The following is a 16,346-nucleotide window of genomic DNA, read 5'->3' as shown; positions in this document are numbered from 1 at the left end:
CCGGCGTGACGAGCCGCCGCGGCAGGGGCCGCCCCGCGGATTCGGCCCGCTCGTACAATTGACTGCAATGTCCTCGCAGGCCCGCGGCGAGACGTCCGCTCCAGACTTCCAAGCGCTCGAAGCGATCACCGAGGCGATCTCGGGTGGCGCCGGCCTGCCGGAGATCATCCGGGCGGCTTCGCGCGCGCTCGACGCGAGCCTCGTGCTGATCGATCGCACCAGCGTCGTGCTCGCCGTCGCGGCCCGTTCGCCCGCCGAGGAGCGCGCGCTGCTGCGCGACGCGGAGGGCGTCGAGCGGATCGAGCTGCGCGTCGCCGACGCCGTCGTCGGCCAGTTGCGATTGCGCGGCCGCGAGGCCGGCTGGGCCGGCTCCGACAGATCGATGGTGCGGCTCGTGACGACGCTGATCGCGTCCGAGGTCGAGCGCGTGCGCGGGCCGGAGCGCGCCTCCGAGGAGGCCGCGGCCGCCTTCGTCCACGCCGTTCTCGCGCGCGAGATCGCCGACCGCGACGACCTCGTCGCGCGCGGCAAGGAGCTCGGCATCTCGCTCGATCGCGGCGGCAGCGTCGTCGTCGTGCGCGCCCATCCGCGCTCGCCGACCGACGACGACTGGCGCTCGCGCCTGCTCGCGCTGGCCGAGCGCGGCGCCCGCTCGATCGCCCCCGGCGCGATCGCCGCCTCGACCCCCGCCGGCGACGGCGACGAGGTCGTCGTGCTCGTCGCCGACCCCGACGGCGACGCCGGCCGGCGCGTCGGCGCGACCGTCCTGCGCGAGCTGGAGGCGAACCTCAGCGGCTTCGCGTTCGCCGTCGGCCGCAGCCGCGTCGCGAGAGATCCGGTCGACCTGCATCGTGCCGGCAACGAGGCGCTGCTGGCGGCCAACGTCGTCGAGGGCGATCCCGACGAGGCGCTGCTCGCCTACGACGACACCGGCACCTACCAGCTGCTGCTGCCGCACATGAGCGACCCGGCGGAGCTGCGGCGCTTCTACGACGAGACCGTCTCGAAGATCGTCGCCTACGACGAGCAGTACGAGACCTCGGACCTGGTCGGCACGCTCGAGACGTTCCTCGAGTGCGACGGCAACGTCAACGCGACGGCGGCGAGGCTGATCACCCATCGCCACACGGTCCGCTACCGCTTCGAGCGCGTCAGGGAGATCACCGGTCTCGACGTCGCCTCCACCGACGGGCGCGAGAAGCTCTCGTTCGGGCTGAAGGCGATGCGCGTGCTGGGGATCGCGGCCCCGCGCGGACCGGCCACGGAGCGCGGCTCCGAGGGCGGCCGGGTGCGGCGCGAGTCGCCGGACCGCAGCGCACGCTGAGCGTCTGCTGTGGGCTGGCTGGGAGCCGGCTGAGCGGTAGCTGAGAACGCGGTGTCAGCGCGTGAACGTCTTCGCGCCGACTGCGCGCGCCGTCGCGATCGAGCGGAGTATCAGACGCGCGCGCTTGCCGCAGACGCCATTTTGTGTCACATCTCTTGATGCAACGTTCGCGGCGCTCGGACGCTCCTCCCGTTACTAGGATGCGTGCCGTGGAAGCGGGAAGCGGTGGGGAGGCGGAAGCGCCGATCGGGATGAGCGGCGCGGACGCCTCGGTCTCACATCTGATCGACCGGCGGGGTCGCTGCCGGCTGGCCTACGAGCCGGTCGCAGATCTCGCGCGCGGCGTCATCTGCGGCTACGAGGCGCTCGCGCGCTTCCCCGAGGCGATGAGTCGCGAGCGCTGGCGCGAGGAGGCGCTGCAGCGCAAGCTCGAGCCGGACATCGACGCGTTCGTCGTCGAGTCCGTGCTGGCGGCGCGCGAGAGCCTGCCGAGCGACTGCTTCCTGTCCTTCAACATCGAGCCGCAGACGCTCCTGCGCGAGCCCGTCCAGAGCGTGCTGGAGCGCGCCGGCCGGCTCGATCGCCTCGTCGTCGAGCTGTGCTCGCGCACGACGCAGGTGCCGGAGGCGCAGCTGGAGGCGGCGGTTCTGCGGCTGCGTGACGCCGGTGCGACGATCGCCGTCGACGAGGTCGGCACCGGCACCGGGACGCTGCGCCAGATCGCGATAGTGCGCCCTGAGTTCGTCAAGCTCGACGCCGCGCTCGTGAGCGGGCTGCACCGCGACGACGCCAAGCACATGATCGTCGACACGATCGGCCACCTCGCGAGCCAGCTCGACGCCTGGGTCGTCGCGCAGGGCGTCACCCAGGTCGAGGAGCTCGACGCGCTGATCGGGCTGCGCGCGCCGCTCGCGCAGGGTCCGCTGATCGGCGTGCGGACGAAGACGCTGACGCGCGTCGGCTTCGCGCTGAGCGCCTACGTGCGCGACCGCGGCGGCGCCGCGACGGCGCCCGGCGCACTGCTCGCGCTGATCGAGCGGCCGCCCGCGCTGGAGCGCGACAGCGACCCGCACGAGCGCGCGCTGCTGTTCGAGCAGGAGCCGGCGCTGCAGCACGTGCCGATCGTCGACGCGCGCAGGCGCCCGATCGGGATGCTGGAGCGCGGCGCCGCCGGGCGCGGCGAGGATCCCCACGGCGACGTGCTCGTCGTCGCGCCCTCGGGGCAGATCCCTGAGCTCGTGCAGCGCGCGATGCTGCGGCCGCAGGAGACCCGCTTCGACCCTGTCGTCTGCTGCGACGTGCAGGGGAGATACGTCGGGCTGGTGCGGGTCGAGCGGCTCGTCACCGTGCTCGCGACCGCGCGTCGCGCGCAGCCGATGACGCTCGCCTGAGCGCCCGCGCCGAACGCTGCCGCACAGCAGGAGCGCCCCGACCCGGCGCACGCGGCCGCCTCCGCGGCTGCCGAGGCCCTACTCGACGTCGTGGATCTGCGCCCGCACCTCGTCGACCACGGAGTCCGGCACGTGCTCCATGCCGTGGTCGTCGTGTGCGTGGCGGGCGACCTGCGCGAGGATCGCCTCCTCGCTCTCGCCTGTGAACCTGGCGGTGCAATCGGGCACGACAGCACCGCAGAAGAACTCCTTCATCCCGTCTCCTCCTCTCGCATCGGACGACTGGGGGACCGGGACTCGAACCCGGATAGCCGGCTCCAAAGGCCGGAGTCTTGCCATTAGACGATCCCCCAAGGGGTCGCCGCCGATTCTAAGCGCCAGGACGCGCAGGCCGTCGCGGAGGGGTCTTCCGGCCAGGCGGCAGGCTGTCCGGCGGCCGACGTGGCTACGATGCGTGGCGTGACCGCTCCGGTCGTCGTCATTCTCGCGGCAGGGCAGGGAACGCGTATGCGCTCTGCCACGCCAAAATTGCTGCACCCCCTTTGCGGAAGACCGCTGCTGACGTGGACGGTCGCCGCCGCGCGTGAAGCGGGCGCGGCGAAGGTCGTCGTCGTCGGCGGGCCCGACCGCGCGCTCGCGCCTGGTCTGCCCGACGACGTCGTGCTGGCGGTGCAGGAGCAGGCGCTCGGCACCGCCGACGCCGTCCAGGCGGCCGCGGCCGAGATCGACCGCGACGCGCCGGTGATCGTGCTCAACGGCGACGTGCCGCTGATCACGGGCGCCTCGCTGCACGAGCTCGCGGTCGCTCACGCGGCGCACGGCGCCGCCGCGACGATGCTGACGACGGTGCTGCCGGATCCGAGCGGCTACGGCCGCGTCGTGCGCAACGCCGACGGCGCCGTCGAGCGCGTCGTCGAGACGAAGAAGCCGGGCGACGCGACGCCGGCCGAGCTGGAGATCCGCGAGGTCAACGGCGGCGTCTACGCGTTCGACGGCGGCCAGCTGATCGACGCGCTGGCGGAGGTTCGCTCCGACAACGCGCAGGGCGAGCTGTATCTGCCCGACGTGCTGCCGATCCTGCGTGCCAGAGGCCGCGTCGTGCGCGCGCATCTGGTCGACGACCCGGCGATCGCGCTCGGCGTCAACGACCGCGGCGACCTCGCGAAGGTCCGCGCGGAGGCGCAGCGGCGGATCCTCGCGGCGCACATGACGGCGGGCGTCACCGTGATCGACCCCGGCTCGACCGTCGTCGACGCGGGCGTCGAGATCGGCGCCGACACGACGATCGCCGCCTTCACCTCGCTGCACGGTGCTACGCGCGTGGGCAGCGGCTGCCAGGTCGGCCCGCACAGCACGCTGATCGACGCCGAGCTGGGCGACGGGGTCACCGTGCCGCACTCCTACCTGACCTCGTGCACGGTGCGCGACGGCGCCAGCGTCGGCCCGTTCGCCTACCTGCGGCCCGGCGCGCTGCTGCGCGAGGGCGCCAAGGTCGGCACGTTCGTCGAGGTCAAGAACTCCGATGTCGGCGCGGGCACGAAGGTGCCGCACCTGTCGTACATCGGGGACACCGACATCGGGCCCGGGTCGAACCTCGGCGCGGGCACGATCACGGCGAACTACGACGGCGTCAGAAAGCACCGCACGACGATCGGCGCGCGCGTGAAGGGCGGCGTCGACACGGCGTTCGTCGCGCCCGTGACGGTCGGCGACGACGCCTGGACGGCGGCCGGGTCCGTGATCACCGAGGACGTGCCGGACGGCGCCCTCGGGATCGCACGCGGCAGGCAGCGGAACGTGGAGCAGTACAGCGAGCGCAAGAAGGAGAGCGAGGACCAGTGGCCTCCCAAGTCGTGACCCCGGCAGTGTCGGCGGCAGGGCGTAGACTCGTCTCCCAGATGAGCTCGGCCGTGCCGCAGGAGCATCCGCAAAGCCACCTCGAGATCGGCTACGGCAAGCAGCTGATGCTGTTCAGCGGCCGTGCGCATCAGCAGCTCGGCAACGACATCGCCGGCAAGCTGGGCGTCGAGCTGGGCGGCGTGACGCTGAAGACCTTCTCCAACGGCGAGGTCTACTGCCGCTACGAGGAGTCGATCCGCGGCGCGGACGTCTTCATCGTCCAGCCGATCTGCGGCAACGAGCGCACCGGCATGACGGCGAACGACTCGCTGATGGAGCTGCTGGAGATGGTCGACGCGGCCGTCGGCGGCTCCGCGCACCGCGTCGTCGCGGTCTGCCCCTGGTACGGCTACTCGCGCCAGGACAAGAAGTCCGCCCCGCGCGAGCCGATCTCCGCCCGTCTCGTCGCGCGCATGCTGGAGACCGCGGGGATCGACCGGATCCTCACGATGGACCTTCACTCCGGCCAGATCCAGGGCTTCTTCCAGAAGCCGTGCGACCACATGACGGCGATGTGGATGCTGACCAGATACTTCGCCGACCAGAGCCTCGAGGACCTCGTCGTCGTCTCGCCGGACGCCGGCCGCGTGAAGCTGAACAAGAAGTTCGCGGCGACGATCGGCGCCGAGCTGGCGATCCTCAACAAGGAGCGCCCGGCCCAGCAGGTCGCCGAGATCGGCTACGTGATCGGCGACGTGAAGGGCAAGACGGCCGTGATCGTCGACGACATCATCGACACGGCCGGCACGCTGAAGGCGGCCGCGCAGACCGTCCGCGACGCCGGCGCCACGCGCGTGCTGGCGGCTGCGACGCACGGCGTCTTCTCCGGCAACGCGTGGGAGAACCTCGCGGCCGCCGCGTTCGACGAGGTCGTCGTGACGGACACGATCCCGCTGCCGAAGGGCGCGCCGGACAACATCACGGTGCTGCCGTGCGCCGACCTGCTGACGAGTTCGATACGCCAGATCTTCACGGACGGCTCGGTCTCCGAGGTCTTCCGCGGCGAGAACCAGCTGTTCTGAGCGGGCACCGGCGCTGAGATGGCGCGCGACGCCGCTCACCTGATGACGCTGCTCGGCCTCACCGAGGACGAGCTCTGCACGCTGCTGGCGGTCGATCCGCTGACGTTGCTGTCCGGGCAGCTCGACCACCGGCCGGAGCTGCCGATCCTGCTCGACCTGCTGGCCGAGGCGGAGGAGCGCGCAGGTGCGCCCGTGCTGCGCCGCTGGCTGCGCGCGAGCGGTCCGTCGGGACGGCCGCTCGACGCGCTGCTGGCGCGCGACTTCGCGCGCTTCGAGGACCAGCTGACCCAGCTCGCCGAGCGCGGCTTCGTGCTGCGCGGCGGCGGCTGAGTGGCTGGGACCGGGCTGCGGCTAGTCCTTGTCCGGCGTCTTCTCGCCGGGCCAGATCCCGAAGACGTGCTCGAACCCTCTGGCGCCGGCGCGGTCGACGGCCGCCTTCGTGACCGAGAACGTCACGCCCTGCAGGGCGGCGGCGGCGAGCACTCTGGTCCAGCTGGCCAGCTCCGTCTTCGCCTCCGGCGGCTCCTCGTCGTCGATCTTGCTCCAGACGACGGTGAAGATCCGGCGCGCGAGCAGGCCGGCGAGGATGCCGGCGACTATGCCGAATGGCTTGTAGATGAGCTTCATGCGCTGAGGCTACCCGTCGACAGGCCGATTATCCTGTGGGAACGAACTTCCCAAGGACGGTGGCGCGATGAGCGACGAACGGCACGACGAGGGCGCGGCTGAGGAGCTGCTGCGCAGGGCGCTGCTGGACGCCTCCGACGCGGCCGCGGTCTCGCTCGCGGTCGGCGACCTGCCGCTGAGCCAGGCGGTGACCATCGTCTTCCACGGCCGCCGCGACCTCGGCACGATCCAGACGTACGTCGCGCACGGCCGCCACGGCGCTGGGATGACGCTGTCTGCGCGCGACCTGCTGCGCGTCCCCTGCGACCTCGACCTCGGCGACGCGGAGGACCGCGAGCAGGCGGAGGAGCTGTACCTGGAGCAGGCGCAGGCGCTGCGCGAGGCGCTCGTCGGCGCCGACACCGTGCTCGACGTCTGGCGCGAGCCGCTGCAGGACCTGGCCGGCGGGGCGGTCACGGTCGAGCGCTCGATCGAGCTGCGCGTGCCGCTGCCGGCGCACCGGCTGCTGCCGATCGCGCTCGTCGCGCCGGAGCGCCAGCTCGTCGTCGCGCCCGTCTGCGGCGCGCGGGCGCTGTCGGAGGGCCGCCCGCCGCTCGGGATCGCCTGCGCCCAGCAGGATCTCGCGCGCATCTACCCGCTGCCCGACGACCCGGCGCGGGCGCTCGGCGAGTTCCTCGAGCTGGCGGCCGAGCACGCGCACGGCCTCGCCGAGCGGCTCGCCCACCAGGAGACCTCCGTCGCCCGCTTCCTCGAGATCAGCGGCGAGGAGCCGCCGACGCTGCACTGAGCCAGGCTGAGGCGGGCAGCGGCGCTTTGCCGCGCCGTCACCGCCGCGGGCCGGGCGGCGGGAGGCCCGCCGCCCCCGCTTGACCGCATCGGCGATGATGCCGCGGCGATGAGCCGCTCCCGAAGGATTCTCCTGCTTGCCGTCGCGGTCGTCGCGTTCCTGCTCGTGAGCGCCGCGCTCGCACGCGTGCTCAGCGCCAACGGCGCCGAGCGGACGGCGATCAAGGACGCGCTGACGGCGCAGGCGAGCGGCGATCCGGCCGCTTTGATCGCCTCGATCGACGGCTGCGCGCAGAGCGCCGAGTGCCGCGCGACGGCAACGGAGAACGCAGCGAGACTGAGATCGAGCGGCGAGCTGGAGCTGGTGCGGCTGGACCTCTCGACCGGCTTCTCGCCGTTCGACACGACCGGCACGGCGCGCGTCGTGTGGACGACCCCGACCCGACTGACCGTCGTGCAGTGCGCGCGCGTGCGCCGCGACGGCAACGCCGTCAGCGGGATCGAGGTCAAGCTGCTCGCGCTCAGCCGGCCGATCGGGCGCGAGACCAGCTGCCCGTAGCGCGGGGGCGCGCCAACCACCGAAGCGGCGGGGTCGCTCAGGGTCGGAGTGTCAGAGATCTGACACCGAACGAATGGCGCCGCAACTGTCGGGACCCTTCCGTACTCTCCACCAGCGTTGATGCCCCGCCGTCCGTCGTTCTCCGCCTGCCTGCTCGCGCTCGCCCTCGCCCTGCCGGGCGGCGCCCTGCTCGCCCCCTCCTCCGCGCTTGCGGAGGAGCCCCCGCCCGAGGTCACCACCCCCGGCGGCCCGACCGCGCCGATCAACCCCGTCGAGCCGCCCTCGACCGAGGTGACCGTGCCGGCGGGCAGACCGCTCTTCCTCGAGGGACAGGACAACCGCCTGCTCGTCGACGGGCCCTGGCTGTACCGCGACGACACGGCTGACGTCGGCGTCGCGCAGCGGTTCTTCTCGCAGACGGGCGTCGACGGCTGGAGCGGCGCGACCGTGCCGAGCGTCTGGAACGTCGGCGGCACGTCGAGAGCGTCGTTCGAGGGCACCGTCGGCTGGTACCGCAAGGACTTCAGGCTGCCGGCCAGCAGAACGGCCAGAACCGACAGCTGGATCATCCGCTTCGAGGCGATCAACTTCCGCGCGACGATCTGGCTCAACGGGCGCAAGCTCGGCGAGCACGTCGGCGGCTACACGCCGTTCGAGCTGGTGCTGCCGAACCTCAACCGCGGCGGCGTCAACCGCCTCGTCGTGCGCGTCGACAACCGCCGCGCGATGCCGCCCGGCGTGCTCAGCCAGCCGATCCCCGCGACCGGCTGGTGGAACTACGGCGGCATGCAGCGCGAGGTCTACCTGCGCAAGGTCGACCGCATCGACGTCAGCGACGTGCTCGTCAGCCCGAGACTGCCCAGCCCGCGCGGCCCGGCGACGGTGACCGCGAGCGCGACGCTCAGAAACTTCACGCGCGCCAACCAGCTGGTGACGCTGAGAGGCAGATTCGGCACGCAGCCGCTGGACTTCGGCGAGCAGGTCGTGGCCGCCGGCAGAAGCGTGACGCTGACGACCAGAATCGTCGTCAGACGTCCGCGACTGTGGTCGCCGGCGAGACCGAACCTCTACCGCGTGCGCCTCGTCGCGACGGCGCAGGACGCGAGAGCGAGAACGGCGACGCAGGTCGCCGGCTACACGCTCGACACGGGCATCCGCTCGCTCGTCGTCTCCGGCAGCGGCCAGCTCGTGCTCAACGGCGAGACGGTCCGCTTCCGCGGCGTCGCGATCCACGAGGACACGCTCGAGCGCGGCTCGGCGATGAGCAACAGCGACCGCGAGCGGCTGATGCGGGTCGTGCGCGACTCCGGCTCGACGTTGATCCGCGCCCACTACCCGCTGCATCCGGAGTTCCAGGAGCTCGCCGACCGCCAGGGCGTCCTGCTGTGGAACGAGATCCCGGCGACCTACCAGCTGGCGGAGGCCGACCTCGGCCGCCCCGTCTTCCGCAACCTTGCGCTGCAGGAGATCAGAGAGGATCAGCTCGCCAATCGCAACCACCCGTCGATTGCGGTCTGGTCGGTCGGCAACGAGATGGCCAGTGCGCCCGGCCGCAACCAGGCGACCTACCTCAACAGCGCGGCGGAGCTGATCCGCTCGCTGAACCCGACCGCGCTCGTCGGGCTGGCCTTCGCCGGCCACCCGGAGACCGACTGCCAGCCCGCCTACGCGCCGATCGACGTGCTCGGGATGAACGACTACTTCGGCTGGTACACGGGCGTCAACGGCAACATCGCCGACCGCGACGAGCTCGACCCGTTCCTCGACCAGCTGCGCCGCTGCTATCCGAAGCAGGCGCTCGCGGTGACCGAGTACGGCGCCGAGGCCAACCGCGACGGGCCGCCGGAGGAGAAGGGCACCTACTCCTTCCAGTCGGAGTTCCTCGACTACCACCTCAGAGCGTTCGCGACGAAGCCGTGGCTGAGCGGCAGCGTCTACTGGGCGCTGCAGGACTTCCGCATCCGCAACGACTGGGGCGGCGGCAACCCGTGGCCGACGTCGCCGATCCACCAGAAGGGCCTCGTCGGGCTCGACTTCGTGCCGAAGCCGGCGTTCGACGTGCTGCGCACCAGCTACCGCGCCACGCGTCAGTACGTGCCGCGCACGCAGAAGAAGGCGGCGGCCACCCGCGCCGCCGTCGCGGCAGCCGCTCGTTAGCGGGGGCCGGTTGGCGGGCGTCGCGTCGCGCTAGGAGCGCTGCGGGGCGGGTCAGCGGGGGCGGAGCGCCGCGCCAGGAGCGCTGCGGGGCGGGTCAGCGGGGGCGGAGCGTCGCGCTAGGAGCGCTGCGGCGTGCGCTGCGGGGACGGGCTCGGCGCGTGCGCCGGGCGCCGCTCACGCGCGGGCACGAGGTCGGCGAGGCGCTCGCCCGAGCGCAGTCGCACCCGCGCCGGCACGGCGTCCGGAAGCGGCAGACCGCCGGAGGACGGCCCGCGCGGCGGCTCGGGCAGGTTGCGGTCGTTGCCGCCGCCCCCGCCGCCGTCGTCCTCGTCCTGCGGCGGCGCCCAGGAGATCGGCTGCTCGTCGCGCAGCAGCGGCAGCAGCAGCACCATCCCGAAGCCGAGTCCGAGCAGATGCAAGGTGCCGAACACCACCACCACGAGCGTCTCTTCGCCCATCGGTCCAGGGTAGCGCCGCACGTCCGCGCGCGGGAGATTTGTCCGCTGCGCAAGGGATCGGAAGGCGCGAAGTCGCCCGATGCACTACCCTCTCTCGTCGCTCATGGCTGCTGAAGAGACCACACTCACCGTCGCTCCCCGCGAGATCGAGGGCTCCCGTGCCACCCGCCGCCTTCGTCGCAGCGGGTTCGTGCCGGGCATCGTCTACGGCGGGGATGCTGACCCGCTCCCGTTCCAGGTCGACGCACGCGAGCTGCGCAACGCGCTCGCCCACGGCGGCGCCGTCATCCAGCTCACGCTGGACGGCGCGCAGACGCCGGTCGTCCTGAAGGACCACCATCGTCATCCCGTCACCGGGAACATGCTGCACGTCGACCTGCTGCGCGTCGACCTGTCGCAGAGAATCCACGCGACCGTCATCGTCGAGCTGATCAATGCCGACGACGCTCCGGGCATCAAGTCCGGCGGCGTGCTCGACCAGGTCACGCGCGAGATCAACATAGAGGCGCTGCCGAACGAGATCCCGGACGCGATCGAGCTCGACGTCTCGAACGTCGAGATCGGCGACACCGTCTACCTCTCTGCCCTCACGCCGCCGGCTGGCGTCGCGCTGCTCGACGACCTCGAGGAGACCGTCCTCGCGAGCGTCATGGCGCCGAAGCTGTCGGTCGAGTCCACGGACGAGATCGAGACGGAGACCGAGGTCTCCAGCGACAGAGCCGCCGAGGGCAGCTCCGAGGGCTAAGGCCGCATGCGCCTGGGGCGGTCCGCCGCGGGCGCGTCGCCGGTCGACTGGCTCGTCGTCGGGCTGGGCAACCCCGGCTCGCAGTACGCAGCGACACGGCACAACATCGGCTTCGAGGTCGCGAACGCGCTCGCCGCGCGCTGGCAGCTGCCGCGCGCGAAGAGAAGATATTCGGCGCTCGTGACCGACGGACGGACCGGGCCGGGAGGACCCCGTGTCGCGATCGTCCTCCCGCAGACCTACATGAACGAGTCGGGCAGGGCGGTCAGCCCGGCGCGCGGCTCCTACAGAGTCCCGCTCGAGCGGATCCTTGTGCTGCACGACGAGATCGACCTCCCGTTCGGCGAGATCCGGGCGCGGATGGGCGGCGGCCTCGCCGGCCACAACGGCCTCAAGTCGCTCAAGCGCGAGCTCGGCAGCCCCGACTTCGCGCGTGTGCGGATCGGTGTCGACCGGCCGCCGACGACCGATCCCGATCGCGTCGCGGCCTACGTGCTCGGCCGTTTCAGCGAGTCGCCGGCCGACGTGCGCGAGCTGATCGAGCGCGCGACCGACACCGCCGAGCGGATCGTGCTCGGCGAGCTGGAGCCCGAGGCGCGCCGCACCTGACCATCCCCCGCCCTCGTGGACAGCGACCGCGCGGTCGGTTCGTCCACGTGGCTTAGGAATCCCTGAGACTCAAGCCCTAGACTGCTGCATGGCCTCGGCCGCTCCATGCGGTCTCTCGGCCTGTCCTCTTCCATGCTCGCTCCGCTCCTCGCATACGCTGCTGACGACACCGCCACGACGAAGCTCGCCGCGGACGGTGGTCGCGCCTTCGTCTCGCAGTCGCTGCGCCCGTTCGTCGTCGCCGCGCTCGCGCAGCAGGACGTCACCCGTCCGCTGCTCGTCGTCGCCGGCGACGATCGCCAGGCGCGCGACCTCGCCGCCGACCTGCGCACCTGGCTGCAGCCGCGGCCGGTCCGCTTCTATCCCTCGCGTGGCGTCGCCTACGAGTCGCACCTCGCGCCGCCGCCGCACCTCGTCGGCCTGCGCGTCGCCGCGCTCGACGCGCTCGTGTCGGAGCGCCCGGCCGGCGAGCCCGCGCCGGTCGTCGTCGTCTCTGCCGTCGCGCTGTCGGAGAAGGTGCCCGACCCGGCGCTGCGCCCGCACGGCTTCGAGCTGAGAGTCGGCGAGCTGCTCGACCTCGACGAGACCGCCGAGGACCTCGTCGCGGCCGGCTACGAACGCGTCGACCAGGTCGACGACCGCGGCCAGTTCGCGATCCGCGGCGGTCTGCTCGACCTCTACCCGGCGACCGAGGACCGCGCCGTCCGCGTCGACCTGTTCGGCGACGAGATCGAATCGCTGCGCTGGTTCTCGACCTTCACGCAGCGCTCGCTCGGAGACGCCGACGCGGTCGAGGTCTCGCCCGCGGCGGAGCTCGCCGCCGAGCACCGCGAGCTGGCCGAGATCGCGGCGCTGGAGGACCCCGACTCGCGCCCGGACATCGCCGAGCTGCTGCCCGTCGGCGACTTCCACGCGATGCTCGACCTCGTCCCCGACGCGGCCGTGCTGATCGCCGCCGAGGAGGAGATCACGCCGGCGCTGACCGATCACTGGTCTGACGTCTGCACCGCCTTCCACGACAACGACGCGCACGACCTCTACGTCGCGCCCGAGGCGGTCGAGGAGGCGCTCGGGCAGCGCGCGCAGATCCGCCTCTCCTCGATCGACGGCGACCAGGCGATCGCGTTCCGTGGCCAGGCCGCCGACGTCGCCGCGCGCGGCGTCAAGGAGGCCGAGCCGGAGCTGGAGAAGCTCGTGCGCGGCGGCTACCGCACCGTCGTCGCGTTCGGCCGCAGAGGCGAGGGCGAGCGGGCGGCCTACAACCTCGGCCGCATGAAGGTGCGCTGGTCCAATGGCGACGCTCCGCGCGGCGCGGACCTCGCCTTCGTCGAGGCGCGCCTGCGCGACGGCTTCATCGCGCCCAGCTTCAGACTCGCGGTGATCCCGGAGCACCGGCTCTTCCACCGTCGTCCGGCGCGGTCCGCCGGCCGCGGCTCGGCCGGTTCGCGGCGCGGCGCGCTGCGCTCGTTCACCGACCTGCGCACCGGCGACATCGTCGTCCACGAGGACCACGGCCTCGCGCGCTTCGCCGGCTTCGACACGAAGACCGTCGCGGGCGTCACGCGCGACTACCTGGAGCTGGAGTACGCCGGCAGCGACAAGGTCTTCATGCCGGTCGACCAGTTCGCGAAGATCTCGCGCTACGTCGGCGCGGGCGGCGACCATCCGCCGCTCTCCAAGCTCGGCGGCAGACGCTGGGACACGCTCAAGTCGCGGGCGCGCAGAGCGGCGCAGGAGATGGCCGGCGAGCTGCTCAACCTGTACGCGGAGCGCAAGCGCCGCGAGGGTCACGCCTTCCCGCCGGACACCGACTGGATGCGCGACTTCGAGGACGCCTGGCCCTACCGCGAGACGCCCGACCAGCGCGAGGCGATCGAGCAGGTCAAGGCCGACATGGAGACGGCGCGCCCGATGGATCGCCTGATCTGCGGCGACGTCGGCTACGGCAAGACGGAGGTCGCGCTGCGGGCCGCCTTCAAGGCTGCCAACGACGGCAGACAGGTGATGGTGCTCGTCCCGACCACGATCCTCGCCCAGCAGCACTACGGCACCTTCTCCGAGCGGCTGAAGGACTACCCGTTCACGATCGAGCACGTTTCGCGCTTCCGCCCGGCGGCCGAGCAGAGAGCGGCGATCGCGAGATTCGTCGACGGCGCCGTCGACATCCTGATCGGCACGCATCGCGTGCTCTCGCGCGACGTGCGGCCGAAGGACCTCGGCCTGCTGATCGTCGACGAGGAGCAGCGCTTCGGCGTCAAGCAGAAGGAGCTGCTGCGGCAGCTGAAGCTGAAGGTCGACGTGATCGCGATGTCGGCGACGCCGATCCCGCGCACGCTGCAGATGTCGATCGCCGGGATCCGCGACATCTCCGTGATCGAGACGCCGCCGGAGGGTCGCCGGCCGGTCAAGACGTACGTTGGCGAGTACGACGAGCAGCTCGTCAAGGGCGCGATCGAGCGTGAGCTGGCGCGCAGAGGCCAGGCATTCTTCCTCCACAACCGCGTCGAGTCGATCGACGAGACGGCCGAGCGGCTGCGCGCGCTGTGCCCGAACGCCCGCTTCGAGGTCGCGCACGGCCAGCTCGACGAGAGAGAGCTGGAGAAGCGGATGCTGCGCTTCCTGCGCGGCGAGGCGGACGTGCTGGTCGCGACCTCGATCATCGAATCGGGCATCGACATCCCGCAGGCGAACACGCTGATCGTCGAGCGCTCCGACCTCTTCGGCCTGTCGCAGCTCTACCAGATACGTGGCCGCGTCGGGCGTTCGCGGGAGCGCGCCTACGCGTATCTGCTGTACCCGTCCGCAGCCTCGCTGACGGCCGACGCCGCGCAGCGCCTGTCGGCGCTCTCGGACTACACCGAGCTGGGCGCCGGCTTCAAGGTCGCGATGCGCGATCTCGAGATCCGCGGCGCCGGCAACCTGCTCGGCGACGAGCAGTCCGGCCACGTCGCCGCGCTCGGCTTCGAGCTCTACATGCAGATGCTCGACGAGGCGGTCGCGGAGCTGGGCGGCGTCGAGGAGGGCGAGGAGCTGGCCGAGCCCGTCCGCATGGACGTCAACGTCGACGCGTACGTACCCGCCGACTACATCCCGTACGAGCAGGCGAAGATCGACGTGCATCGTCGCATCGCGGGTGCGCGCGAGGTCTCGGAGCTGCACGAGCTGCGTGCCGAGCTGGAGGATCGCTTCGGCGATCCGCCCGAGCCGCTGCGCAACCTGCTGCTGCTGCAGCAGGCGCGCATCAAGCTCGGCGAGGCCGGCGCACGCGCGGTCAGCTTCCGAGCCGGTAGGCTCGCCGTCACGCCGATCGAGCTCGACTCGCGCCGCGCCAAGCGCATGCGCGAGGAGATCCCGGAGGCGCTGTACGAGTCAGGTAAGTCGCAGCTGTCCGTGCGAGTTCCCGACGATCCGGCCGCGCGCTTTCCGGCGGTCGTGCGGGCAGCCGATGTGCTGCTCGCGATCACACGTGAGGCCGCGTGAACGGTGTGAACGCGGACGCGAGAACCTTGTTTCAGGTTCTAATTGCTAAAGCCCATCTAATAATCAGTTGAACTGCCGCACCGAGCAAGGAGACTTCTGTACAGTGCCCTCGTCCGTGACCAAGACACTTCGCATCTTCCTGGCGCTCGGCGCCTTTTTTGCGCTTGCCTTCACCATCGCCGCATGCGGTGGAGACGACAACAGCAATGACGTGCCGAGCAACGCGGTCGCGTCGGTCGATGGTGATCCGATCACCAAGGCCGACTACGATCGCTGGGCCGAGATCACCGCCAAGAGCGCTTCCGCTCAAGGCGGCACCGCGGTGATTCCGGATCCGCCCGACTACACCAGATGCGTCGCCGCGCTCACCGAGCAGGCGAGATCGGTGAGAGGCCAGAGAGTCCCCGCCGTCGCGCAGCTCAGAGCGCAGTGCAGACAGCTGGACACGCAGATCAGACAGCAGACGCTGTCGCAGCTGATCCAGACGATCTGGATCGAGAAGGAAGCGAGAGATCTCGGCGTGAGCGTCACCGACGCTGAAGTCGACAGATACCTCGCTGACTCCAAGAGACAGTCGTTCCCCAGAAGAGGCGACTACGAGAAGTTCCTCAGAAGCTCGGGGATGACCGAGAGAGAGCTGCTCTTCCGCTTGCACTCACAGAGACTCGCCGAGGCGATCTCCGAGGCCATCCAGAGAAGAGCCGGCAACGTCACCGAAGCGCAGATCACGGATTACTACAACAGAAACAGAGACCAGTTCGCTGTTCCTGAGCGTCGCGACCTCGAGATCGTCCTGACCAGAACCGAGGCGCAGGCCGAGCAGGCCAAGAGAGCGGTCGAGTCCGGCACTCCGTGGGCCGAGGTGGCGAGAAGATTCTCCGACGACGCGGTCTCCAAGAGCAACGGCGGCAGACTCGCCGGCGTCGCCAGAGGCCAGCAGGACAGAGCGCTCGACACGGCGGCGTTCGGCGCCAGCAGAGGCGAGATCGTCGGTCCGGTGAGAGGCCAGTTCGGCTGGTACATCGTGCGAGTCGACGGCATCACGCCGGCGAGACAGAGCACGCTCGACGAGTCGAGATCCCAGATCAGAGAACTGCTCAGACAGCAGAACTCGACGACGGCGATGACGGACTTCAGCAGAAGATTCGTGACCCGCTGGGCCGCTCTCACCAACTGCCGTGCCGGCTACGTGATCGAGCAGTTCTGCTCCAACGCGCCGAGACCGAGAACGCCGACGTCGACCGCTGGCGGCACCGTCGCCACGACGCCGGCCAGATAGTTGGGCTTCG

At 71.3% G+C, this 16,346-nt stretch carries 15 protein-coding genes and 1 tRNA gene; 12 read left to right on the top strand and 4 right to left on the bottom strand.

Annotation, left to right across the window (positions count from 1 at the left end; genetic code table 11):
* Positions 1 to 67 precede the first annotated feature (67 nt).
* Positions 68 to 1,324: a CdaR family transcriptional regulator gene (locus tag Q7L65_RS05225; RefSeq protein ID WP_304719239.1), complete on the top strand. Its 1,257-nt coding sequence runs from the start codon at positions 68 to 70 to the stop codon at positions 1,322 to 1,324.
* A gap of 209 nt (positions 1,325 to 1,533) precedes the next feature.
* Positions 1,534 to 2,715 carry an EAL domain-containing protein gene (locus Q7L65_RS05220; RefSeq protein WP_304719238.1) on the top strand — a complete coding sequence of 394 codons (1,182 nt, stop codon included), beginning with the start codon at positions 1,534 to 1,536 and terminating at the stop codon, positions 2,713 to 2,715.
* Between the two features lie 78 nt (positions 2,716 to 2,793).
* Here the strand turns inward: Q7L65_RS05220 and Q7L65_RS05215 are convergent, their stop codons facing one another.
* Both Q7L65_RS05215 and Q7L65_RS05210 read right to left on the bottom strand, forming a co-directional pair.
* Entirely contained in the window at positions 2,794 to 2,970 is a 177-nt protein-coding gene (locus Q7L65_RS05215) for a DUF1059 domain-containing protein (RefSeq protein WP_304719237.1), read from the bottom strand.
* Positions 2,971 to 2,997: 27 nt separating this feature from the next.
* Positions 2,998 to 3,068: transfer RNA gene (locus tag Q7L65_RS05210), tRNA-Gln, on the bottom strand.
* A gap of 97 nt (positions 3,069 to 3,165) precedes the next feature.
* Here Q7L65_RS05210 and glmU point away from each other — a divergent pair.
* The 3 genes from glmU to Q7L65_RS05195 are packed head-to-tail and all read left to right on the top strand — an operon-like array spanning position 3,166 to position 5,966.
* Positions 3,166 to 4,572 (top strand): bifunctional UDP-N-acetylglucosamine diphosphorylase/glucosamine-1-phosphate N-acetyltransferase GlmU, encoded by a 1,407-nt coding sequence (gene glmU / locus Q7L65_RS05205; RefSeq protein WP_304719236.1) that lies wholly within the window; start codon positions 3,166 to 3,168, stop codon positions 4,570 to 4,572.
* Between the two features lie 41 nt (positions 4,573 to 4,613).
* Positions 4,614 to 5,636: a ribose-phosphate pyrophosphokinase gene (locus Q7L65_RS05200; protein ID WP_304719235.1), complete on the top strand. Its 1,023-nt coding sequence runs from the start codon at positions 4,614 to 4,616 to the stop codon at positions 5,634 to 5,636.
* A gap of 18 nt (positions 5,637 to 5,654) precedes the next feature.
* Entirely contained in the window at positions 5,655 to 5,966 is a 312-nt protein-coding gene (locus Q7L65_RS05195) for a hypothetical protein (protein ID WP_304719234.1), read from the top strand.
* A 21-nt stretch (positions 5,967 to 5,987) separates the two neighbouring features.
* On the opposite strand, the gene Q7L65_RS05190 is transcribed toward Q7L65_RS05195, so the two are convergent.
* Complete coding sequence (locus Q7L65_RS05190; protein WP_304719233.1) at positions 5,988 to 6,263, bottom strand: DUF4235 domain-containing protein; 276 nt, start codon at positions 6,261 to 6,263, stop codon at positions 5,988 to 5,990.
* Between the two features lie 67 nt (positions 6,264 to 6,330).
* Between Q7L65_RS05190 and Q7L65_RS05185 the strand changes: the two genes are divergently transcribed.
* The 3 genes from Q7L65_RS05185 (at position 6,331) to Q7L65_RS05175 (ending at position 9,765) form a co-directional block, all read left to right on the top strand.
* Entirely contained in the window at positions 6,331 to 7,050 is a 720-nt protein-coding gene (locus tag Q7L65_RS05185; RefSeq protein WP_304719232.1) for a hypothetical protein, read from the top strand.
* A 108-nt stretch (positions 7,051 to 7,158) separates the two neighbouring features.
* Positions 7,159 to 7,608: a hypothetical protein gene (locus tag Q7L65_RS05180; RefSeq protein WP_304719231.1), complete on the top strand. Its 450-nt coding sequence runs from the start codon at positions 7,159 to 7,161 to the stop codon at positions 7,606 to 7,608.
* A 120-nt stretch (positions 7,609 to 7,728) separates the two neighbouring features.
* Positions 7,729 to 9,765, top strand: a complete 2,037-nt coding sequence (locus Q7L65_RS05175; protein WP_304719230.1) for a glycoside hydrolase family 2 protein — start codon at positions 7,729 to 7,731, stop codon at positions 9,763 to 9,765.
* A 116-nt stretch (positions 9,766 to 9,881) separates the two neighbouring features.
* On the opposite strand, the gene Q7L65_RS05170 is transcribed toward Q7L65_RS05175, so the two are convergent.
* Entirely contained in the window at positions 9,882 to 10,223 is a 342-nt protein-coding gene (locus Q7L65_RS05170; protein WP_304719229.1) for a hypothetical protein, read from the bottom strand.
* A gap of 103 nt (positions 10,224 to 10,326) precedes the next feature.
* Between Q7L65_RS05170 and Q7L65_RS05165 the strand changes: the two genes are divergently transcribed.
* The 4 genes from Q7L65_RS05165 to Q7L65_RS05150 all read left to right on the top strand — a co-directional run bounded on the left by Q7L65_RS05165 (position 10,327) and on the right by Q7L65_RS05150 (position 16,336).
* A complete protein-coding gene (locus Q7L65_RS05165; RefSeq protein ID WP_304719228.1) occupies positions 10,327 to 10,968 on the top strand; it encodes a 50S ribosomal protein L25 in 642 nt (213 codons plus the stop codon).
* A gap of 6 nt (positions 10,969 to 10,974) precedes the next feature.
* Positions 10,975 to 11,577, top strand: coding sequence for an aminoacyl-tRNA hydrolase (gene pth / locus Q7L65_RS05160; protein ID WP_304719227.1), 603 nt, complete (start codon positions 10,975 to 10,977; stop codon positions 11,575 to 11,577).
* Positions 11,578 to 11,709: 132 nt separating this feature from the next.
* Positions 11,710 to 15,057 (top strand): transcription-repair coupling factor, encoded by a 3,348-nt coding sequence (mfd, locus tag Q7L65_RS05155; RefSeq protein ID WP_304719226.1) that lies wholly within the window; start codon positions 11,710 to 11,712, stop codon positions 15,055 to 15,057.
* Between the two features lie 115 nt (positions 15,058 to 15,172).
* Positions 15,173 to 16,336: a peptidyl-prolyl cis-trans isomerase gene (locus Q7L65_RS05150; protein ID WP_304719225.1), complete on the top strand. Its 1,164-nt coding sequence runs from the start codon at positions 15,173 to 15,175 to the stop codon at positions 16,334 to 16,336.
* The last annotated feature ends 10 nt before the right edge of the window (positions 16,337 to 16,346 follow it).

The sequence above is a fragment of the Conexibacter sp. CPCC 206217 genome, from assembly GCF_030646165.1.
Taxonomy (GTDB): domain Bacteria; phylum Actinomycetota; class Thermoleophilia; order Solirubrobacterales; family Solirubrobacteraceae; genus Conexibacter.
The sequence above is the reverse complement of the archived record's forward strand: the minus strand, read 5'-3'. Positions and strand labels throughout refer to the sequence as shown.